The sequence below is a fragment of the Pseudomonas sp. S11P7 genome (genome assembly GCF_023195435.1).
In the GTDB taxonomy this organism is placed as follows: domain Bacteria; phylum Pseudomonadota; class Gammaproteobacteria; order Pseudomonadales; family Pseudomonadaceae; genus Aquipseudomonas; species Aquipseudomonas fluorescens_G.
In genome coordinates this window covers 2,157,134-2,177,172 of sequence record NZ_JALPKS020000002.1, presented here as the reverse complement: position 1 = coordinate 2,177,172, position 20,039 = coordinate 2,157,134, and the positions used below count along the sequence as shown (strand labels likewise).

The following is a 20,039-nucleotide window of genomic DNA, read 5'->3' as shown; positions in this document are numbered from 1 at the left end:
TTAGGGTTATCCGGTCTGGGGTTCAGAAACTGAAGTCACTGGCCGCCATTGCCATCAGGCAGTTCGCCCCGCCGAGCAACGCGTCGCGATGGGCGCCGGCGCGCGGCAACAGGCGCCGCCAGTAGAAGTCGGCGGTGTGCAGCTTGGCCTGGTAAAAGTCACTGTCAGCGCTGCCTTGCGCCAATGCCTGTTGCGCACGCGTCGCCGCTTGCAGCCAGAAACCGGCGAGCAGGACGTAGGCTGAATAGGCGAGGAAATCCACCGACACCGCACCGATTTCCTGCGGATCGCGCTGACACGCTGCGATGACCGAACGGCCAAGCTCGCGCCATTCGCTCAAGCGCTGGCTGACCGCGTGGGCCATTTCCCGCAGCGGTTCATGCGCCTGGGCGGCTTCGGCCAGTTGCGCGAATTCGTCGATCAGCGCATTGAGTTCAGTGCCGCCGTCACCGAGCAGCTTGCGCCGGATCAAGTCCAGCGCCTGAATGCCGTTGGTGCCCTCGTAGAGCTGAGTGATGCGGCTGTCGCGCATCAACTGTTCCATGCCCCACTCGCGGATATAGCCGTGGCCGCCGTACAGCGCCACGCCGAGGCTGGCGACCTCCTGGCCGACATCGGTGAAGAACGCCTTGACGATTGGAATCAGCAGCGCCGCCCGACGCTTCGCCGCTTGATGTTCCTCGCCCATGGCTTGTTCAAGATCGAGTTGCTGCGCGGTGTACGTGGCGAGCATCCGGCAACCTTCGGTCAGTGCTTTCTGAGTCAGCAGCATGCGCCGCACATCGGGATGGACGATGATCGGGTCCGCGGCCTGCTCCGGCGCAACAGCACCGGCCAGCGAACGCGACTGCAAGCGTTCCCGCGCATAGCGCAGGCCACCCTGGAACGCGGCTTCGGCAATGCCCAGGCCCTGCAGACCAACCTGAAAACGGGCGTCGTTCATCATGGTGAACATGCACGCCAAACCCTGATTCGCTTCGCCTATCAGCCAGCCTTGCGCGCCGTCGAAATTCATCACGCAGGTCGAGGTGCCCTTGATGCCCATCTTGTGTTCCAGCGCGCCGCAGCTCAGCGTGTTGCGCCGGCCATCGGGCAGGACTTTCGGCACCAGAAACAGGCTGATGCCCTTCACCCCCGGCGGTGCGTCCGGCAGGCGCGCGAGCACCAGATGAATGATGTTATCGGTGAGATCCTGCTCGCCGCCGCTGATGAAAATCTTGTTGCCGGTCACGCGGTAACTGCCGTCGGCCTCAGGCTGGGCGCGGGTGCGCAGCAGGGCCAGATCGGTGCCCGCCTGCGGCTCGGTGAGGCACATGGTGCCGGTCCATTCGCCGCTGATCAGGTTCGCCAGATACGCTTGCTTCAGTTCAGCGCTGCCGTGGCGGTACAGCGCCAGCACAGCGCTTTCGGTGAGCCCGGAATAAACCCGAAAGGCCAGCGACGCCGACATCAGCATTTCGTGAAAGCACGCGGAGACCATCTGTGGCACGCCCTGACCGCCGAACGCCTGTGGCCCGGTCATGCTTGCCCAGCCGTTGTCGACGTATTGTCGATAGGCCTGGCGAAAACCGTCCGGTGTGGTCACCTCGCTGCCGTGCAACTGACAGCCCTGCTCGTCACTGTTGCGATTGAGCGGTGCGATGACTTCGCCGGTGAACCGCGCGCCTTCCTCGAGAATGCCGTCGAGGACGTCGCGGTCGAGTTCGACCTGCAATTGTCGGCAATGTGCGCCGACGTCGAACAACTCGTGCAAGACGAAACGCATGTCGCGCAGAGGCGCCTGGTAATTCGAAGACGTAGTCACGCGCAGCGCTCCAATCAATAAAGGACAAGCGCCACCCTAAGCAGCGTTCAGATATTTTTGAAATTTAGAATTCCCATGGCATATATTCCGCCCATGAATATTTCCAACTTCGATCTGAATCTGCTGCGCGTGCTCGATATGCTTCTGCGTGAGCAGAACGTTTCGCGCGCGGCCGAACGGCTGGCATTGACGCAACCGACGGTGAGCAACGCCCTGGCGCGGTTGCGCGACCTGCTCGACGATCCACTGCTGGTGCGGGTCGGCCGGCGCATGTGCCCGACCCCGCGCGCCCTGGCGCTGGAAGGGCCGATTCGCGCGGCGCTGCGGCAGATCGAGCAAACCCTGGGCAGTGGCGAGGCTTTCGAGCCGCAACACAGCCACCGGCAACTGCGCATCGCACTGACCGACTTCGTAGAACAACTGTGCATGCCGGCCTTGCTCGCGCGGCTGCAAAACGTGGCGCCGCAGCTGCGCATCGACGTCGCCCACCTGACGCCGAACCTGCCGGTCGAGGCGCTGGACCGCGGCGATCTCGACATGGTGCTCGGCCGTTTTAACGAGGTACCGGCCCGTTTCACCCGGCAACTGTGGCGCCGGGAAACCTTGCGCATCGCGGTGCGCCGCGATCACCCGCAGATCAACGGCACGCTCGACCTGCAAACCTTCCTGCAACTGCGCCACCTCTGGGTCCACGGTGGGCAGACACGCGGCATGGTCGATCAATGGCTGGCCGAACAGAACCTCGAACGACAAATCGTCTACACCACACCCAACTACCTGCAAGCCGCGCACCTGGTTGCCGCCACCGACCTGTGCGTGGTGCTGCCGACGCAACTGGCGCAGCAGTTCGCCGAATTGCTGCCACTGGAGCTGTATGACTTACCGTTCGCGCTGGAACCGTTCGAGCTCGATCTGGTGTATCTGAGCCATCGCCAGCACGACCCGGCGCTGGCGTGGCTTGCGGAGCAGATTCTGGCGATTGCGGCGCCCTGACCGCTCAAGTCATACGATGTCCAAGGCGTGACCCAACCATCCTGAAATCGCCAGAACGGCCAAACAACAAGCTTCTTTGGTCTAAGGCACCCTTGCCCGCCCCTTCCCGATACGGTACAAACAGCGCAGTTGTACGACAACATAATAAAAAACCCACGCCATCCTGAATGGCCATTTTTCGAGAACTGCCATGTCCCGCTCTACCATCGCACCCACCGTACCGCCGCCCTTCCCTCGCCACCTCGCCGTACTCATTCTGCTGTGCATGGGCTGTGCCTTCGCCGGCAACCACGTCGCCGCGCGGGTCGCGTTTGACGATGGTGCCGGAGTGTTGCTGGCGATTCTGATGCGTTCCGGCGGGACGTTGCTGGTGCTGGCGATGCTGGTGCTGTGGCAAAAACAGAGCCTGCGTCTGCCGCCCGGTGCCTGGCGTTGGCAATTGCTGTTGGGGCTGCTGATTACCGCGCAGAGTTTGTGTCTGTATTCCGCCGTGGCGCGGGTGCCGGTGGCGCTGGCGCTGCTGGTGGCCAACGTGTTTCCGATTCTGCTGGCACTGCTCACCTGGGCGATGGGCGGGCCGAGACCGAGCGCACGCACCGCGATGTTGATGGGTTTGATTCTGGTGGGGCTGGTGTTTGTGCTGGACGTGCCCGGGCGCCTGGCGAACGCCGGCAGCGTCGGCCCGGATTGGTGGCTGGGCGTGACGCTCGCCTTTTGCGCGGCCAGCGTGTTCGCCTGTGCGCTGTGGATCACCGACCACAAACTGTCTCAGGTGCGCGGTTCGGCGCGCAGTCTGTTGACCATTTTCATTGTGTTCAGCAGCGTCAATCTGGCGGGCCTCACCGGCGCCCTGCCCGGCGGTCTGAACCTGCCGGCGACCTCGACCGGCTGGCTGGCTCTGGCCACGCTGGTGGTGTTGTATGGTACCGGCTTCATTGTGCTGTTCATTTCCGTGCCACGGCTGGACATGCCGCGCAACGCCCCAGTCATGAACATCGAGCCACTGGCGACGTTGCTGATGGGCTGGATCGTGCTCGACCAGATGCTCAGCAAGGGCCAGGTGCTCGGCGGAGTGATTGTGGTCACCGGCATCGTGTTGCTGACCTATCGCAAAACCGCGATCAAGGCAGAGGCGAAAGCGTCGGCCTAGTCGCTAACGCGCGCCCTGCTGATACTCACGCGGCGTACAACCCAGCTCACGGCGAAACACCGTGTGCAGGTATTGCGCCGATTTGAAGCCACAGGCCCGTGCCACGTCGACGATGGCGGCATCACTGTTTTCCAGGCCACTGGTGGCCGCCGCCAGTTTGAAACGCAGGATTTCGTCGTGGACGCTGCAGCCGCGTTCATGACGGAAATGCGCCTCCAGCGAGGAGCGCGAGATGCCGACGTAAGCCGCGACTTGCGCGGTCTTGATGCCCTGGCAGGCATATTGGCGGATGAACAGCAGCGCTTGCATCACGTAGGGATTGCCCAACGGCTGGTGCAGGCTCGACACCTGCACATTGACCGCGTCCGGCGGCACCAGAATCTGCGTGCCGCTGGCGGGCATGCCGTGAAGCATCTGGTGCAGCAGTTGCGCGGCGGTGCGGCCCATGGTCTCGGTGCCCTGGATCACCGAGCTCAACGGCACGCGCGTCAGGCTGCGCGTGAGCGGGTCATTGTCGATGCCGATCAACGCCACTTGCTCGGGCACGGCGATGCCGGCGGTCAGGCAGGCTTGCAGCAACTGGCGGGCACGGGCATCGCTGACGGCGATGATGCCAATCGGTTTGGGCAAGGCTTGCAGCCAGGCAATCAGTTGTTCGACGGCGCTGTCCCACAGCGGTGCGCTGGTGCCCATGCCGCGATAGATCTCGGCGCGCAGGCCGTCACGCTGCATCAGCCGGCGAAAGGCTTTTTCCCGCTCCTGCGCCCAGCGATTGGCCTGCGCCTCGGGCAGGCTGAAACAGGCAAAGCGTTGCAGCCCCGCTTCGATCAGGTGGTGGTAAGCCAGAGTGATCAGCGCGTTGTTGTCGGTGGCGACATAGGGAATCGCTTTCGGATAGGCACGCGCATCTTCATAGGAGCCGCCCACCGCCACCACCGGCAACTGGATGTCGGCCAGAGCCTCGCCGATCAGCGGGTCGTCGAAGTCGGCAATGATCCCGTCGCCCTGCCAGCGTTCGATGCCTTTCAAGCGGCAGAGAAAGTCCTCTTCCAGGAACAGGTCCCACGAGGCGCGGGTGCTGCTCAGGTAGTTGCCGATGCCGCTGATGATGCCGCGGTCGTAGATCTTGCTGCCGTTGAACAACAGGGCGATGCGGTGAACAGGCGGTAATGTTTTCATTGTTGTCGGCGCGTTCAGGGCCTCGTTTCAAAGAGGCGGTCGGCACAGACTAGGCGCGCACGCGGCGAATCTCAATACGCAAAATCGCACTGTGTGTTGGTGATTTTCATAATCTTCGTAGCCGGGGCCGTTGCTAGTATCGAGACACCGCCAAGAACAACAAGGACACCGTCCATGCCGTACTTCCCCGATGTCGCCCCGATTCGCTACGAAGGTCCAGACAGCGATTCGCCCCTCGCCTTCCGCCACTACGACGCCGACAAACTGATCCTCGGCAAACCCATGCGCGAGCACCTGCGCATGGCCGCCTGTTACTGGCACACCTTTGTCTGGCCGGGCTCCGACGTGTTCGGCGCGGGGACGTTCAAACGCCCCTGGCACCACGCCGGTGACCCGATGGAAGTGGCCATCGGCAAAGCCTCGGCGGCCTTCGAGTTTTTCAGCAAACTGGGTATCGATTACTACTGCTTTCATGACACGGATGTCGCCCCCGAAGGCCAGTCGCTGAAGGAATACCGCAACCACTTCGCGCAAATGGTCGATCACCTTGAGCAACACCAGGAACAAAGCGGCATCAAGCTGCTGTGGGGCACCGCCAACTGCTTCAGCAATCCGCGTTTTGCCGCCGGTGCCGCGAGCAATCCGGACCCGGAAATCTTCGCCTGCGCAGCGGCTCAGGTGTTCAGCGCGATGAACGCGACCCAGCGCCTGAAAGGCGCCAACTATGTGTTGTGGGGCGGTCGTGAAGGCTACGAAACCCTGCTCAACACCGACCTCAAGCGTGAGCGCGAACAACTCGGGCGCTTCATGCGCATGGTGGTCGAGCACAAGCACAAGATCGGTTTTACGGGCGATCTGCTGATCGAACCCAAACCGCAGGAGCCGACCAAGCACCAATACGATTACGACAGTGCCACGGTGTTTGGCTTCCTGCAGCAGTTCGGTCTGGAAAAGGAAATCAAGGTCAACATCGAGGCCAACCACGCAACCCTCGCCGGGCACAGTTTCCACCACGAAATCGCCACCGCCGCCTCGCTGGGGATTTTCGGCAGCATCGACGCCAACCGCGGAGATCCGCAAAACGGCTGGGACACCGATCAGTTCCCCAACAGCGTCGAGGAAATGACCCTCGCCACCTATGAAATCCTCAAGGCCGGCGGCTTCAAGAACGGCGGTTTCAACTTCGATTCCAAGGTGCGTCGCCAGAGCCTCGACGAGGTTGATCTGTTTCATGGCCACGTTGGCGCCATGGACGTGCTCGCCCAGTCGCTGGAGCGCGCCGCAGCGATGATCGAGAACGATCAGCTGCAAGCGTTCAAGGACCAGCGCTACGCCGGCTGGCAGCAGCCATTCGGCCGCGCAGTGATGGCGGGCGACTTCAATCTCGAGTCACTGGCCGAGCACGCTTTCACCAACGAACTCAACCCGCAGGCCGTCAGCGGCCGTCAGGAAATGCTCGAAAACATCGTCAACCGCTTTATCTATCGCTGATCCCGAGGGGGTCTGCCGGCGCCACCGCGCTGTGACAATTGCACGACAATTCTGTGCGTGCGGCGCCGGCAAATTCTCTACAGTTCTACCAGCCCGATATTCATCGTCAGGCCGTGTCTTTCAAACAAAAATAAAAGGACGCACCACCATGAAGAACCTCAAACGTACGCTGTTGGCCAGTGCTTTGGCACTGCTGTCTCTGCCGGTGCTGGCTGATTCTGCTCACCCGAAAATCGGTTTCTCCATTGATGACCTGCGGCTGGAACGCTGGTCCCGCGATCGCGATTACTTCGTTGCGGCGGCGGAAAAAATGGACGCCAAGGTGTTCGTGCAATCGGCTGATGCCAACGAGCAGAAGCAGATTTCGCAGATCGAAAACCTGATTTCCCGTGGCGTCGATGTGATTGTCATCGTGCCGTTCAACGCCACCGTGCTGACCAATGCCGTGGCCGAAGCGAAGAAGGCCGGGATCAAGGTCGTGTCCTATGACCGGTTGATTCTCAACGCCGATGTCGATGCCTACATTTCCTTCGATAACGAAAAGGTCGGCGAGATGCAGGCCGGTGGCGTGCTCAAAGCCGCGCCGAAGGGCAACTACTTCCTGCTCGGCGGCGCGCCCACCGACAACAACGCCAAGATCCTCCGTGAAGGCCAGATGAAAGTGCTGCAACCGGCCATCGACAAGGGTGATATCAAGATCGTTGGCCAGCAGTGGGTCAAGGAGTGGAACCCGACCGAAGCGCTGAGCATTGTGGAAAACGCCCTGACCCGCAACGACAACAAAATCGACGGCATCGTCGCCTCCAACGACGCCACCGCCGGCGGTGCGATCCAGGCGCTGGCCGCGCAACAACTGGCAGGCAAGGTGCCGATTTCCGGACAGGACGCCGACCTCGCCGCCGTCAAACGGGTGATCGCCGGCACGCAAACCATGACCGTGTACAAGCCGCTCAAACTGATCGCCTCGGAAGCGGCCAAGCTCTCGGTGCAACTGGCGCGCAACGAAAAACCCGCCTACACCTCGCAGTACGACAACGGCAGCAAAAAAGTCGACACCATCCTGCTCACGCCGACCCCGCTGACCAAGGACAACATCGACTTGCTCGAACAGGACGGGTTCTACACCAAGGCACAGATTGCCGGGCAGTGATCCTTTGGTTATGAGGAACCTTGTGGGAGACCCCTTGTGGGAGCGAGCCTGCTCGCGAAGGCGGACGTTCAGCTTGCATCGATATCGAATCGGCTGACGCCTTCGCGAGCAGGCTCGCTCCCACACCGGTTCAGTGGTGTTTGAGTCCTTGGTATACGAGCCTTTTCCATGTCCGACTACCTGCTGCAAATGAACGGCATCGTCAAATCCTTCAACGGTGTCAAAGCGCTCAACGGCATCGACATCAAGGTCCGCCCCGGTGAATGCGTCGGCCTGTGCGGTGAAAACGGTGCCGGCAAATCGACGCTGATGAAAATCCTCTCAGCGGTCTATCCGCATGGCACCTGGGACGGTGAAATCCTCTGGGACGGGCAACCGCTTCGGGCGCAATCGATCAGCGAAACCGAAGCCGCGGGTATCGTCATCATTCATCAGGAATTGACCCTGGTGCCGGACCTCTCGGTCGCCGAAAACATCTTCATGGGCCACGAACTGACGCTACCCGGCGGGCGGATGAATTACCCGGCGATGATCCACCGCGCCGAAGCGCTGATGCGCGAACTGAAAGTGCCGGACATGAACGTCTCGCTGCCGGTTTCCCAGTACGGCGGCGGTTATCAGCAACTGGTGGAAATCGCCAAGGCGCTGAACAAACAGGCGCGCCTGCTGATCCTCGACGAGCCCTCGTCGGCCCTCAGCCGTTCGGAAATCGAGGTGTTGCTGGACATCATCCGCGACCTCAAGGCCAAGGGCGTCGCTTGCGTGTACATCTCGCACAAGCTCGATGAAGTGGCCGCCGTGTGCGACACCATTGCGGTGATCCGCGACGGCAAACACATCGCCACCACCGCCATGGCCGACATGGACATTGCGCAGATCATCACGCAAATGGTCGGCCGCGAAATGAGCAACCTCTACCCGTCCGAACCGCACGAGATTGGCGAAGTGATTTTCGAAGCGCGGCATATCACCTGCTATGACGTCGACAACCCCAAGCGCAAACGGGTTGACGATGTGTCGTTCGTGCTCAAGCGCGGCGAGATCCTCGGTATCGCCGGGCTGGTCGGTGCCGGCCGCACCGAACTGGTCACGGCACTCTACGGCGCTTACCCCGGCCGCCATGAAGGCGAAGTCTGGCTCGACGGCCAGCCGATCGACACCGCGACACCGTTGAAATCGATCCGTGCCGGCCTGTGCCTGGTGCCCGAGGACCGCAAGCGCCAGGGCATCATTCCTGACCTCGGCGTCGGCCAGAACATCACCCTCGCCGTGCTCGACAGTTATTCGAAACTCAGCCGCATCGATGCCGAGGCCGAGCTGGGCAGCATCGACCGGGAAATCTCGCGCCTGCACCTGAAGACCGCTAGCCCGTTTCTGCCGATTACCAGCCTGTCCGGCGGCAACCAGCAAAAAGCCGTGCTGGCGAAAATGCTCCTGGCCAAGCCGCGGGTGCTGATTCTCGATGAGCCGACCCGCGGCGTTGACGTCGGCGCCAAGTACGAGATCTACAAATTGATGGGCGCGCTGGCGGCCGCCGGCGTGTCGATCATCATGGTTTCGTCGGAACTGGCCGAAGTGCTCGGCGTGTCCGACCGCGTACTGGTGATCGGCGAAGGCCAGCTGCGCGGCGACTTCGTCAATCGGGATCTGACCCAGGAACAGCTGCTCGCCGCCGCGCTCAGCCAGCCCGGCAGCCATAACAATAACGATCGGAAATCCGCGTAAATGAATCAGGTCAAACAGCTGTTCACCCGCTACAAAATGCTCGCGCTGGTGTTCGCCGTGGTGCTGATCTGGCTGTTCTTCAGCTGGCAGACCGAGGGCGGTTTTCTCACCCCGCGCAACCTCTCCAACCTGCTGCGGCAAATGTCGATCACCGGGATTCTCGCCTGCGGCATGGTGCTGGTGATCATCAGTGGCGAAATCGATCTGTCGGTCGGCTCATTGCTCGGCCTGCTCGGCGGCCTCGCGGCGATTCTCGACGTGGTCTATCACATCCCGCTGCTGGCCAACCTGAGTCTGGTCGCGCTGTGCGGGCTGATGATCGGCCTCGGCAACGGCTACATGACTGCGTATTTGCGCATTCCGTCATTCATCGTCGGGCTGGGCGGCATGCTGGCGTTTCGCGGGATCTTGCTGGGGATTACCGGCGGCACCACCATCGCGCCGGTGTCGCCGGAACTGGTCTACATCGGTCAGGGTTATCTGCCCCACGCCATGGGCACCGGGCTGGGTATTGTGCTGTTCGCGCTGACCGTATTCCTCACCTGGAGACAACGGCGCAATCGCGCCCTGCACGGCCTCGCTGCGCACTCGCTGGTGCGCGACGTGATCCGCGTGCTGGTGATCGGCGCGGTGCTCGCTGGCTTCGTGCAGACGCTCAACAGCTACGATGGCATTCCTGTGCCAGTCCTGCTCCTGCTGACCCTGCTCGGTGTGTTCAGCTACGTCACCAGCCAGACCGTGTTCGGCCGCCGCGTGTATGCGGTCGGCAGCAACATGGAAGCGACGCGCCTGTCGGGTATCAACGTGCAAGCGGTCAAGCTGTGGATTTTCGGGATCATGGGCGTGATGTGCGCCCTCGCCGGCCTGGTCAACACCGCGCGCCTCGCTGCCGGTTCACCCTCGGCCGGCAGCATGGGCGAACTCGACGCCATCGCCGCCTGCTTTATCGGTGGCACCTCCATGCGCGGCGGCTCCGGCACGGTGTACGGCGCCCTGCTCGGCGCGCTGGTGATCACCAGCCTCGACAATGGCATGTCGATGCTCGACGTCGACAGTTACTGGCAGATGATCGTCAAGGGCAGCATTCTGGTGCTGGCGGTGTGGGTGGATGTGAGTACGCGCACGGGGCGGCGGTGAGGTTCGGATCTCGTTGAGATTGGCAGGGAAGCCCCTCACCCTGGCCCTCTTCCGAGGGACAGGGAACTGATTCGGCGCACACGACGCTCACAAATGCCGCAACCGATCCCCCTGCCCCGGCAATCTCGCCGCCGCGTCAGCCCCGGCGTGCATCGCCTGTTCCAACTCACGCGCATCATGGCTGCAATAAATCTTCACCGCCGCCCGCGCATCGGCGGCCAGTTCGCGCAGGCGTTGCTGGTTGTGCAAACGTGCGTGGCGGTCGCTGTCCATCATGCATTGATACAGGCGCATGCCCGGTGGGCAGCGGCGTTTCGGCTGGTGGATTTCATCGTGGTGGAAATACGCATCGCCGGCGTGCAGCTGCCAACCGTCGGCGGTGCGCAGGGCAATACCGGCGTGGCCAAGGGTGTGGCCGCTGAGCGGCACCAGCAGGATGTCTTCTTCCTCGGCGCCGAGCACGGCGCGCACCGAGTCGAATCCGAACCAGGTGTCGCCCTGCGGCGCGTACAGCTCCCAGCCGTCGACGTCGCGCCATTGTGCCGGGACAAAGCGCCGCCGTTCGATCCAGTCACTGGCCGAACGGGCATGTTGCAGTTCCTGCTGCATGACGTGCACCCGTGCCCGCGGGAAATCCTGCTAGGCGCCGGCGTGATCGAAATCCAGGTGGGTCAGGAGGATATGGCGTACGTCATTGGCGTCGAAGCCCAGCCGGCGGATCTGCTCAAGCGCGGTGAAGCGGTGCTCGAGACGGATGTTGTTCAGCGTGCGAAAAAAGCGGCTCAGGCGTTGCGGATGCTGGACGTCCTGCTGGCCGAAACCGGTGTCGACCAGAATCAGGCCATTAGTCGCGGTTTCGATCAGCAGGCAGTGGCACACCACCGACGCCGTCAGGCCGCGACTGTAGCCGTCGAACAACGCGCCGCCCAACGGGCACATACAGCCGCAATTCAAATGATGCACACGCATGTTTTACCTCCCTCGCGCCGGGCGCGCTGCCAAACCGTTATGCGAGGTTGACCCGGCGTGAGCGGCCGCTGCTCGCATGAAGCGACGTATGGCACGGCGAGCGCTGCGCTTGGGCAGTTGGAGGGAACAACCGCCCGTCTTCAGCGTCATCACTGAAAGCACCGGGCGTTTATCCGCCGCGTCAGCAAAACTCAAACAGTCACCCAGCCCCGCATCAAAAGGACGGCCACCATGTTCGATAAGCCCCGCTACATCGTCAGCTTCATCCTCGACAACCAGCCGCAGAGCCGCACCCTGGAAAAGGACCTGGACGGCCTCGATCCGCAGCAGGCGGAAGCCGTGCTCAGGCAGACATTCCCCGAACTCAAGGACGCACGTCTGAGTGATGTGCAGGTGCAGAAAAGGACCAAGCCTGATGAAGGTGACAATGTCCCGGGGCACTACCAGCAGCCGTGAACCAACGCGTGTCAAAGCAAATTCAAGGAGAGGACCATGTCCGCTACGCAGAATTTGACATGGTGGAAAAACGTCGCGATTTATCAGGTCTACCCGCGCTCGTTTGCCGACGGCAACGGTGACGGCATCGGCGATCTGCCGGGGCTGATCGCGCGGCTCGATTACCTCAAGGCGCTGGGGGTTGGCGCGTTGTGGTTGTCGCCGGTGTACCCGTCGCCGATGTGCGACGCCGGTTACGACATTTGCGACTACACCGACATCGACCCGCTGTTCGGGCGCCTGGCCGATCTCGATCAGCTGATTGCCGAGGCGCACAAGCGTGGCCTCAAACTGCTGATGGATTTTGTGCCCAACCACACCTCGGACCAGCATCCATGGTTCATCGAATCGCGCGCCAGCCGCGACAACCCCAAGCGCGACTGGTACCTCTGGCGCGACCAGCCGAACAACTGGCGCGCATCGATCGATGGCGGCAGCGCCTGGACCTGGGATGAAGGCAGTCAGCAATACTATCTGCACTTCTTCCTGCCGCAGCAGCCCGACCTCAACTGGCACAACCCGCAAGTCGTCGAGGCCATGCACAACGTACTGAAGTTCTGGCTGGACCGTGGCGTCGATGGCTTTCGCATCGATGTGGTGCATTGTGTCGGCAAGGACCCGACCTTCGCCGATGACCCGCGCTGCATGGCTGGCGAGACCATGGTGCAGATCAACGATCAGCCCTACAGCCATGAAGTCCTGCGTGGCTTGCGTCGGTTGGTGGACCATTACCCCGGCGACCGCGTGTTGATCGGTGAAGTGAATATCCGCTCGACCGCACGGGTGGCGGCGTATTACGGCGCCAGTGATGAATTGCACATGTCGTTCAACTTCCCGCCACTGGATGCGCCGTGGGACCCGGTGGTGTTTCGGATGTGCATCCGTGAAGTCGAACGTTGCCTGGGCGAGCAGTCGGCGTGGCCGACCTGGGCCTTGTCCAACCACGACAACAGCCGCATTCGCAGCCGTTACGGCGGCTCGCTGGCACGCACAAACGCAGCGGCGGTAATGCTGCTGAGTCTGCGCGGCACGCCGTTCATTTTTCAGGGCGACGAACTGGCGTTGGAGGACACCCAGGTCAACGCACAAACCCGCGTCGACCCCGGCGGACGCGACGGCAGCCGGGCGCCGCTACCGTGGCTGGCGCAGGCGCCGCACGGCTGGTCGGGTAAAGCGCCATGGCTGCCCTTCCCGCCAGAAGCCGAAGCGCTGGCGGTGGAGACTCAGGAGGCGGCCAGCGACTCCACGCTCAATCTGTACCGGCGTCTGCTGCATTGCCGCCGCGAGAGCGCAGCCTTGCGCCTCGGCGACTGGCAAGAGTTGCCCTCGCACCCACAACTATTGGCTTATCGGCGCCATTGCGAGGATGACGAGCGGATTGTCTGCGTCAACTTCGACGAGGCCGAGCATGCCTTTGTGTTGACCGGCGAGTGGGTCGTCGAAGTGGCCAGTGATCGCCACGGCGAGGACCAGCCGTTCGCCGGCCTCGTCGCCGCGCAGCAAGCGCTGATTCTGCGTCGAAAAGGAACTGCCCATGAGCGCTGAATGGCCGCATACCACGGTGATTTATCAAGTTGACCCGTCGCAGTTTTTCGACCGCAACGACGATGGCTGTGGTGATCTTGCCGGCATTGTTGAACGTCTCGATCACCTGTGCTCGTTAGGCGTCGGCGCGCTGTGGTTGCTGCCGATTTTCGGCTCGCCGTTTCGCGATTGCGGCTATGACGTCAGCGATCATCAGGCCGTAGAACCGCGCTTCGGCAGCGAAGCGGATTTTCGCCGGCTGATCGACGCGGCCAACCAGCGCGGCATACGGGTGATCATGGAACTGGTGCTGCAACACACCAGCGACCAACACCCGTGGTTTCAGCAGGCGCGGCGGGATCGCCACAGCCGCTATCGCGACTATTACATCTGGTCGGACCAACCGGTGGACGATGGCAACCAGCCGATCTTTCCCGGCGTGGAGGACAGCATCTGGCACTGGGACGAACAGGCCGGGCAGTTCTACCGGCATCTGTTTTACCGGCACGAGCCGGACCTGAATTTGCAGAACCCGGCAGTGATTGCCGAAATCGAACAGATCATCAGCCACTGGCTGCGCCTGGGCGTTGCCGGGTTTCGTCTGGACGCCGCGTCCCACGCGGTGGAACAGGCCGGTGGCGGCGAGGAAGAACGCGGTGTGTGGCTGCTCGAACAGTTGGCGGCGCATGCACGGTCGATCAACCCGGAATGCCTGCTGATGGGTGAAGTCGATGTCGAGCCGCAGCGCTTTCAGCACTATTTCGGCAGTGGCAATCGCCTGCAACTGGCGCTGGATTTCTGGATGAACAATCACTTGTTTTTAGCCTTGGCCCGCGAGCGCGCCGAACCGCTGCTGCGCGCGCTGCGTCAGCGCCCGCAAGCCCCGGACGGCGCCGGTTATGCGGTGTGGCTGCGCAACCATGACGAGCTGGATCTGGAACGCCTGAGCCCGGCCGAGCGCGAGGAAGTCATGCAGGTGTTTGCCCCGCAAGAGGACATGCGTGTCTATGGCCGTGGCATCCGTCGACGCTTGGCACCTATGCTCAATGGCGACGTGCGACATCAGGCTTTGGCGCAGGCGCTGCTGGCGTCATTGCCGGGCACGCCAATCATTCGTTTTGGCGAGGAAATCGGCATGGGCGATGACCTGCGCCGGCGCGAACGCCTTGCCGTACGCACGCCGATGCAATGGAGCGCTGAGATCAACGGTGGCTTTTCCCGGGCGGATCAAGCGAAGCTGCCGGCGCCGCTGATCAACGACGGACCGTTCAGCTATCAGCGGGTGAACGTTGCGGCGCAGCAAGACGATCCCGAGTCTTTGCTCGCGCGCTGTCAGGCGATCTTTCAGCTGCGGGCGCAGCTCGGCGAAATCGGCTGGGGCGCCTCTGAGCCCCTTGCGCAGGCGCACCCGGCGGTGTTTGCCATGCGCCATGTCGGCGCAGCGACCACCGTTGTGCTGGCTAACCTCAGTCGGCAAGCGGTCACGCTCGATCGCGCGTTGAACAAAGAATTGAAAGGTTTCGAGCAGGTCCTCGCGGACGGCATCTATCCCTCGCCCGTCAGCGCAACCGAGGCGCTGACACTGAACGGCTTCGGCTACCGCTGGTTTCGCCGCAGCGTTTCAAAACCATAACAACACCAGCGCGCCGACCACTGCCAGCGCCGCTGCCAATGCCGACACCTGGGTCGAGGTCAGCGCCAGCGCGCTGTCGCGAGATCGCCCGACAAAGCGTCCGCGCGCGCGGTGCAGGTCGCCACTCAGCGGTTGATGGAGGTTGTCGCCGTGCTCGCCGCTATCCTCCTCCTGGCTCATCTGCCCCGAATAGCATTGGCGCGCGAGCAGGCGGTCGAGCAGCCCCGGAATCAGGCAACTGCCGACAATTGCCTTGATGCTCGCCATGCCCAGCCACAACTCGCGCGGCGGGCGCTGGATGACGCTGAAGATCGCCCGCGCGGCGACGTCCGGGTCGTGAATCGGCGGCACCGGTTGCGGGCGTTTTTCCAGTTTGTTGCGCGCCCAATCAAACTGCGGCGTGTTGATCGCTGGCAACTGCACCATGCACACGCGAATGCGGCTGCGCTCGTGCAGCAGTTCGCAACGCAACGCATCGGTGAAACCGCGCACGGCGAACTTGGCCGCGCAATAGGCCGACTGCAGCGGAATTGCCCGATAGGCCAGCGCCGAGCCGACCTGAATGATCAAGCCTTTGTCGCGCGGCCGCATCAAGCGCAACGCCGCCAACGTGCCGTGGACAGTGCCGAGATAAGTCACTTCGGTGACACGACGGATTTCCTCTGCAGTAAGCTTCTCGATCGGTGAAAACACCGTGACCATGGCTGAATTGACCCAGATCTGCAGCGGCCCCAGTTCCGCTTCCAGCGCAATGGCCGCCGCTTCCAGCGCTTGCGCATCAGCGACATCGACGCTGATCGCCTTCACTGCCTGACCGTATTGCGCCAGCTCTTCACGCGTCGACTCCAGCCCGGCCTCATCGCGTGCGAGCAAGCCGATGCGGTAACCGGCGGCGGCGAAACGATGGGCCGTCGCGCGCCCCACGCCAGCGCTGGCGCCGCAGATCACCACCAGCCCCTTGCTTTGCTGATCCATGCTTGCTCCTCCCGGCAGACTAGAACTTCGGCACATCGCCGGTGGCTTCGGCCAGCGTTGCCAGGGCCTCTTCCATACTGGCGATGTTGTCTTGCAGTTTTTCGAACACCAGATCGAACGCGCCGTCGACGTCCATCGTCTGCTGCCCACGCAGCGTGGCGCTGCCCTCCTCGATTTCGCGCAACGTATTTACGCTCTCGCGCAGGCTGAGTAATTGCTCGAAGATGCTTGCGACCTGGGCCTTGCTGTCAGCGCTCATGATTGCCATCCGGACCTCGTTATCATTCAACCGAACGCAAGTTCGTCAGTAGGCTGCGCAACGTGTCCTTGTGGCTTTCCAGACCTTCGCTGGTCATTTCGTATTCCTTCAATGCGCTGGTACGGCCGTGGTCCTTGCTGCTCTGAATCAGCCGCCCCAACAGCAACTGCTTCTCGTGCAAGGCGCGAATCGCCACCCACAGTGCTTCTTCGACGGTTTCATTCTGCGCCTCGAACAAGGCGCGACTGGTGTAGGCGTGGCCGGTGTGGCAGCGATAACGCGGCGGCGTCTCGCCGACTTGCCACAGCGCGCCGCCACATTCCGGGCAGGACATTCCGGCGACCTTGCCGACCGCATCCAGCGCATAGGCGCCGCCGCGACTGAGGTTTTCGGTGAGGTCGTTCTCCGTTGCGAAAGGCTCGATGCGTGGCGGCAGCTCAGACGAATGAGCGCCGTCAGCCCGTTGCCGGACCGCCTGGACCAACGCCGTGCCCAGCGTGTTCAGCGGCAGGCACACATCCACTTGCACATGCCGCAGCGCATTACGCGGCATCGACGGCGCTTCGGCGGTGTCCGGGTCCTGCACGAATACCTGACCACCATAAGCTTTGATCGCTTGCAGCCCGACCACGCCGTCATCCAGCTCGCCGGTCAGCAGCACGCCAATGGCTCTGTCACCGTAACTGGTCGCCGCCGAGCGAAACATCGGGTCGATGGCCGGGCGCGCATGGTTTTCCTTGGCGCTGCGCACCAGTTGCAGCGTGTCGCGCTTGATCAGCAAGTGCTTGTCCGGCGGTGCGATGTACACGCAGCCATTGGCTGGCCTGGCGCCGCTTGCGGCGAAACCAATATCGAGCGACAAGGTGTGCGTCAGCAGGCTCGGCAGCAGGCTCGGCTGATCGCCGATGTGCATGGTGATGAACACCGCCGCTGGCAAATCCCGTGGAAACTGCTCCAGCAGCACGCGCAATGCGGCCAGTCCACCGCTGGAAACGCCAATGACGATGATCTGTTCGACCGGCTTGTGTTGATTCATGGTTTACGTCCTTACTGCCGGATCGAAAGCGCCGATTTGCCCTCTGACCGCGCTGGCAGGCTGTTGCGGCGCACTGCGCGCCTGATAAAAAATGATCGTTGTGTCTGTTGTGATCGGTCGAAACGAACGAAGGTTCGAAGAAATCTTCAAGCGCCGGCCGAGGCGCTTGCGATTGAATTTTTAACGCCCATGCCTTCCTAAACGTTGAGTGGCCCGCAACGGGGCGCACGTCAAAGAGGACTGAAAGCGATGCCAAAAACCCGCGAACAGGCCGCCGATGGCGAGACCACGGCCAACACCGAAGCACTGCTCAAGCGCCTGCTGATGGCGCGCGGTCCCGGTGGTCAGGAAGACGAGGTGCGGAGCATTTGTCAGGAGCATTTGCAGCGCCATTGCGATGAGACCTGGACCGACCCGGCGGGCAATGTCATCGGCTTGATCAAGGGCCGGGATACCGCTGCCGGTGCTGTACGCGTCATGGGCCACATGGATGAAATCGCCATGGTGGTCAAACGCGTCGAACCGGACGGCACCCTGCGCGTGGTGGCGCTGGGCGGTGCCAACCCGGTGAACTTCGGCGTCTGCCCGGTGGATATTCTCGGCGACGAGCAGGTGCTGCCCGGCGTGCTGTCGTTCGGCTCGATGCACGCGACCACCGGCTCGCCGCAAGGCCAGGACGTACTCAGCGGCGCCGTGCAATGGAAAGACGTGCACGTCATCACCCGCCAGGATCCGCAGGCCTTGCAACGCCTGGGCGTGCGTCCCGGCACGCGGGTGGTGCTCAGTCAGCACTGGCGCACGCCGTTTAGCGTCAACGATGCGATTGCCGCGCACTTTCTCGATGACCGCGCGCCAGTCGTGGCCATGTTGCAAGCCGTCGAGCAATTGAGCCAGTGGCGCGGCGAGTTGCCCTGTGACACTTACTTCGTCTTCACCACCCTCGAAGAAGAAAGCAACGCCGGCGCGATGTACGCCGCCGCGCATTTGCCAGGGGAGACGACCATTGCCGTCGAGGTCGGTCCGGTGATGAGCGAATACGCGACCCAGTTGAAGGTCGATCCGATCGTCAATACCGGCGACCAGAAGGGTTATTACTCAAGACATGTGGTGACCGCGCTGGCCACTGCCGCCAAGGATTGCGGCTTTGATCCGCAGTTTGCCTTGCTAGTGGATTTCGCTTCCGATGCCAGTGCGGTGATGAGTTCAGGCATCAGCGCCCACGCGGGATGCCTGGCGATACCGACCGAAAACACGCATGGCTACGAGCTGGTGGTGGATGGCGCAATCGAAGCGTGCGCCGCCACGCTGGTGCAATACCTGAAAAACCTGGCGAGCGACGACGTGGGGTGAACCGGCGCATCTGTGAGTCGCCGGTTCGGCGATTCACCTGAACCGCAGGGTGCGCTGAGACGTGAGCACGTGCTCCAACTGCGGCTCGACAATCGCGCGGTGCACGGCCAGCACCCGCGCCTGCTCCCATTCAAGGTCGGGACTTAACCATGCCAGCGCATCCTGCGCGGCGAACGCCAGCAACCGCTGGCGTTTCATCTCGACATCTTCATGAGTCACCAATGCCAGCCCTTCACACCCGTTGGAGGCGCCGCCCTGTGCAAGCGCCGCAAGGAACATGGGGGCCGGCTGGCGCGACGTGGTGTAGGCCAGATTGCGTGAATGCACGGTCATGCCCGTATCCAGAGGCTCGTACCAGCCCTCTACGGCGACGAGCATGCGCCCGTCCCGCTTGACCCGGTTGAAGACTTTCGAACGCATCACCAGGTGCAGCGGCAAATGCGTCAGCGGCGCCAACGTGCCGCTCGACCAGAACGGTGACCAGCCCCAGCGCACCGGCAGACATTCCAGCGTGGTGCCGCGATGACGAATGCCGGTGAGTTGCATGCCGGGTTTGATCAGTTCGCCTTTCGCGCTCGTCCCGTTGTCGCTCGCGTCGGTGCTTTTTACCGAAACGCCCAACACTTCAATTCGTGAAATCTCCCCTTCGAGAAAGCACGACGCCAGTTTCTGCGGGGCGGCGTGCTGAACAATGTACTCACACATGCTGAAACTCCTGACAATCGCTCCGATTGCGCAAGCAGGGCCACGCGGTCATATCGCCATGTCCTCATCCCAGGTCACGGGTTTCGAGGCCCGCCATTGCACGTCGGTTACGCCGAACCGCTCCGCCATCGGTTTGGAAAAACGCTTCAAGGGAGGCCTTCCGGGCTTGGGGATCGGGGTCAACCCCGCGTCACAACTGGCCCACTGCCAGGCTTCCGCGTTGTTCATCAGTTTCGTCCTGATAATGAACGACTTGGGCTTGCCGTGGAGTCGGTAGTTGATCACATACAATTCTGCTTGGCTCATGAGGCTCTCCTGTTGTTACTAAACAGGGATGTTTCACGCGCCGAGAAATTCATAGAATTTTTGCGGATTGCGATATACGTTTCGCGGCCTTAAAAAATACCTATACAAGAAGCAAGCTGTACAAGACAACCGTATTATTTTTTTAACAGCATGCGTAC

At 62.2% G+C, this 20,039-nt stretch carries 17 protein-coding genes and 1 pseudogene; 10 read left to right on the top strand and 8 right to left on the bottom strand.

The window, feature by feature from the left end; genetic code table 11:
* Nucleotides 1-22: 22 nt before the first annotated feature.
* Nucleotides 23-1,765 (bottom strand): acyl-CoA dehydrogenase C-terminal domain-containing protein, encoded by a 1,743-nt coding sequence (locus M0746_RS10210; protein ID WP_446731294.1) that lies wholly within the window; start codon nt 1,763-1,765, stop codon nt 23-25.
* A gap of 114 nt (nt 1,766-1,879) precedes the next feature.
* Between M0746_RS10210 and M0746_RS10205 the strand changes: the two genes are divergently transcribed.
* The gene (locus M0746_RS10205; protein WP_258449058.1) at nt 1,880-2,797 is read left to right on the top strand and encodes a LysR family transcriptional regulator; all 918 of its coding nucleotides are present in this window, start codon (nt 1,880-1,882) and stop codon (nt 2,795-2,797) included.
* A 190-nt stretch (nt 2,798-2,987) separates the two neighbouring features.
* Nucleotides 2,988-3,947, top strand: coding sequence for an EamA family transporter (locus tag M0746_RS10200; RefSeq protein ID WP_208940862.1), 960 nt, complete (start codon nt 2,988-2,990; stop codon nt 3,945-3,947).
* A 3-nt stretch (nt 3,948-3,950) separates the two neighbouring features.
* On the opposite strand, the gene M0746_RS10195 is transcribed toward M0746_RS10200, so the two are convergent.
* Nucleotides 3,951-5,126, bottom strand: a complete 1,176-nt coding sequence (locus tag M0746_RS10195) for a XylR family transcriptional regulator (RefSeq protein ID WP_258449057.1) — start codon at nt 5,124-5,126, stop codon at nt 3,951-3,953.
* Between the two features lie 174 nt (nt 5,127-5,300).
* Here M0746_RS10195 and xylA point away from each other — a divergent pair, with 174 nt between their 5' ends.
* The 4 genes from xylA (at nt 5,301) to M0746_RS10175 (ending at nt 10,629) form a co-directional block, all read left to right on the top strand.
* Entirely contained in the window at nt 5,301-6,617 is a 1,317-nt protein-coding gene (xylA, locus tag M0746_RS10190) for a xylose isomerase (protein WP_258449056.1), read from the top strand.
* A gap of 148 nt (nt 6,618-6,765) precedes the next feature.
* Nucleotides 6,766-7,767, top strand: a complete 1,002-nt coding sequence (xylF, locus tag M0746_RS10185; protein WP_258449055.1) for a D-xylose ABC transporter substrate-binding protein — start codon at nt 6,766-6,768, stop codon at nt 7,765-7,767.
* A gap of 168 nt (nt 7,768-7,935) precedes the next feature.
* A complete protein-coding gene (gene xylG, locus M0746_RS10180; protein WP_258449054.1) occupies nt 7,936-9,492 on the top strand; it encodes a D-xylose ABC transporter ATP-binding protein in 1,557 nt (518 codons plus the stop codon).
* Nucleotides 9,493-10,629, top strand: a complete 1,137-nt coding sequence (locus M0746_RS10175; RefSeq protein ID WP_258449053.1) for a sugar ABC transporter permease — start codon at nt 9,493-9,495, stop codon at nt 10,627-10,629.
* Between the two features lie 87 nt (nt 10,630-10,716).
* On the opposite strand, the pseudogene M0746_RS29420 reads toward M0746_RS10175, so the two are convergent.
* A pseudogene (locus tag M0746_RS29420) lies at nt 10,717-11,598 on the bottom strand (MBL fold metallo-hydrolase).
* Nucleotides 11,599-11,829: 231 nt separating this feature from the next.
* On the opposite strand from M0746_RS29420, the gene M0746_RS10165 reads away from it, so the two are divergent.
* From M0746_RS10165 to M0746_RS10155, 3 genes are read left to right on the top strand one after another with little or no spacing between them, the layout of a single operon-like run.
* Nucleotides 11,830-12,054: a hypothetical protein gene (locus tag M0746_RS10165; protein WP_258449052.1), complete on the top strand. Its 225-nt coding sequence runs from the start codon at nt 11,830-11,832 to the stop codon at nt 12,052-12,054.
* Nucleotides 12,055-12,090: 36 nt separating this feature from the next.
* Nucleotides 12,091-13,638: an alpha-amylase family glycosyl hydrolase gene (locus tag M0746_RS10160; RefSeq protein WP_258449051.1), complete on the top strand. Its 1,548-nt coding sequence runs from the start codon at nt 12,091-12,093 to the stop codon at nt 13,636-13,638.
* Nucleotides 13,628-15,250 (top strand): alpha-amylase family protein, encoded by a 1,623-nt coding sequence (locus M0746_RS10155; RefSeq protein WP_258449050.1) that lies wholly within the window; start codon nt 13,628-13,630, stop codon nt 15,248-15,250. The genes M0746_RS10160 and M0746_RS10155 overlap by 11 nt, the downstream gene beginning before the upstream one ends.
* Here the strand turns inward: M0746_RS10155 and M0746_RS10150 are convergent.
* From M0746_RS10150 to M0746_RS10140, 3 genes are read right to left on the bottom strand one after another with little or no spacing between them, the layout of a single operon-like run.
* Nucleotides 15,239-16,225 (bottom strand): SDR family oxidoreductase, encoded by a 987-nt coding sequence (locus M0746_RS10150; protein ID WP_258449049.1) that lies wholly within the window; start codon nt 16,223-16,225, stop codon nt 15,239-15,241. The genes M0746_RS10155 and M0746_RS10150 overlap by 12 nt on opposite strands.
* Before the next feature lie 19 nt (nt 16,226-16,244).
* Nucleotides 16,245-16,484, bottom strand: coding sequence for a hypothetical protein (locus M0746_RS10145; RefSeq protein ID WP_258449048.1), 240 nt, complete (start codon nt 16,482-16,484; stop codon nt 16,245-16,247).
* A 22-nt stretch (nt 16,485-16,506) separates the two neighbouring features.
* Entirely contained in the window at nt 16,507-17,520 is a 1,014-nt protein-coding gene (locus M0746_RS10140; protein ID WP_258449047.1) for a chemotaxis protein CheB, read from the bottom strand.
* A 249-nt stretch (nt 17,521-17,769) separates the two neighbouring features.
* On the opposite strand from M0746_RS10140, the gene M0746_RS10135 reads away from it, so the two are divergent.
* The gene (locus M0746_RS10135; protein ID WP_258449046.1) at nt 17,770-18,870 is read left to right on the top strand and encodes a M42 family peptidase; all 1,101 of its coding nucleotides are present in this window, start codon (nt 17,770-17,772) and stop codon (nt 18,868-18,870) included.
* Between the two features lie 33 nt (nt 18,871-18,903).
* On the opposite strand, the gene M0746_RS10130 is transcribed toward M0746_RS10135, so the two are convergent.
* A complete protein-coding gene (locus M0746_RS10130) occupies nt 18,904-19,575 on the bottom strand; it encodes an SOS response-associated peptidase family protein (RefSeq protein ID WP_258449045.1) in 672 nt (223 codons plus the stop codon).
* 48 nt (nt 19,576-19,623) lie between these two features.
* Nucleotides 19,624-19,881 carry a DUF6555 family protein gene (locus tag M0746_RS10125; RefSeq protein WP_090283044.1) on the bottom strand — a complete coding sequence of 86 codons (258 nt, stop codon included), beginning with the start codon at nt 19,879-19,881 and terminating at the stop codon, nt 19,624-19,626.
* Between the last annotated feature and the right edge of the window lie 158 nt (nt 19,882-20,039).

Bases quoted from the DNA above. Each gene is read 5' to 3' on its own strand.
- M0746_RS10210 (WP_446731294.1), bottom strand. From the start codon at position 1,765: ATGCGTTTCGTCTTGCACGAGTTGTTCGACGTCGGCGCACATTGCCGA.
- M0746_RS10205 (WP_258449058.1), top strand. From the start codon at position 1,880: ATGGCATATATTCCGCCCATGAATATTTCCAACTTCGATCTGAATCTG.
- M0746_RS10200 (WP_208940862.1), top strand. From the start codon at position 2,988: ATGTCCCGCTCTACCATCGCACCCACCGTACCGCCGCCCTTCCCTCGC.
- M0746_RS10195 (WP_258449057.1), bottom strand. From the start codon at position 5,126: ATGAAAACATTACCGCCTGTTCACCGCATCGCCCTGTTGTTCAACGGC.
- xylA (WP_258449056.1), top strand. From the start codon at position 5,301: ATGCCGTACTTCCCCGATGTCGCCCCGATTCGCTACGAAGGTCCAGAC.
- xylF (WP_258449055.1), top strand. From the start codon at position 6,766: ATGAAGAACCTCAAACGTACGCTGTTGGCCAGTGCTTTGGCACTGCTG.
- xylG (WP_258449054.1), top strand. From the start codon at position 7,936: ATGTCCGACTACCTGCTGCAAATGAACGGCATCGTCAAATCCTTCAAC.
- M0746_RS10175 (WP_258449053.1), top strand. From the start codon at position 9,493: ATGAATCAGGTCAAACAGCTGTTCACCCGCTACAAAATGCTCGCGCTG.
- M0746_RS10165 (WP_258449052.1), top strand. From the start codon at position 11,830: ATGTTCGATAAGCCCCGCTACATCGTCAGCTTCATCCTCGACAACCAG.
- M0746_RS10160 (WP_258449051.1), top strand. From the start codon at position 12,091: ATGTCCGCTACGCAGAATTTGACATGGTGGAAAAACGTCGCGATTTAT.
- M0746_RS10155 (WP_258449050.1), top strand. From the start codon at position 13,628: ATGAGCGCTGAATGGCCGCATACCACGGTGATTTATCAAGTTGACCCG.
- M0746_RS10150 (WP_258449049.1), bottom strand. From the start codon at position 16,225: ATGGATCAGCAAAGCAAGGGGCTGGTGGTGATCTGCGGCGCCAGCGCT.
- M0746_RS10145 (WP_258449048.1), bottom strand. From the start codon at position 16,484: ATGAGCGCTGACAGCAAGGCCCAGGTCGCAAGCATCTTCGAGCAATTA.
- M0746_RS10140 (WP_258449047.1), bottom strand. From the start codon at position 17,520: ATGAATCAACACAAGCCGGTCGAACAGATCATCGTCATTGGCGTTTCC.
- M0746_RS10135 (WP_258449046.1), top strand. From the start codon at position 17,770: ATGCCAAAAACCCGCGAACAGGCCGCCGATGGCGAGACCACGGCCAAC.
- M0746_RS10130 (WP_258449045.1), bottom strand. From the start codon at position 19,575: ATGTGTGAGTACATTGTTCAGCACGCCGCCCCGCAGAAACTGGCGTCG.
- M0746_RS10125 (WP_090283044.1), bottom strand. From the start codon at position 19,881: ATGAGCCAAGCAGAATTGTATGTGATCAACTACCGACTCCACGGCAAG.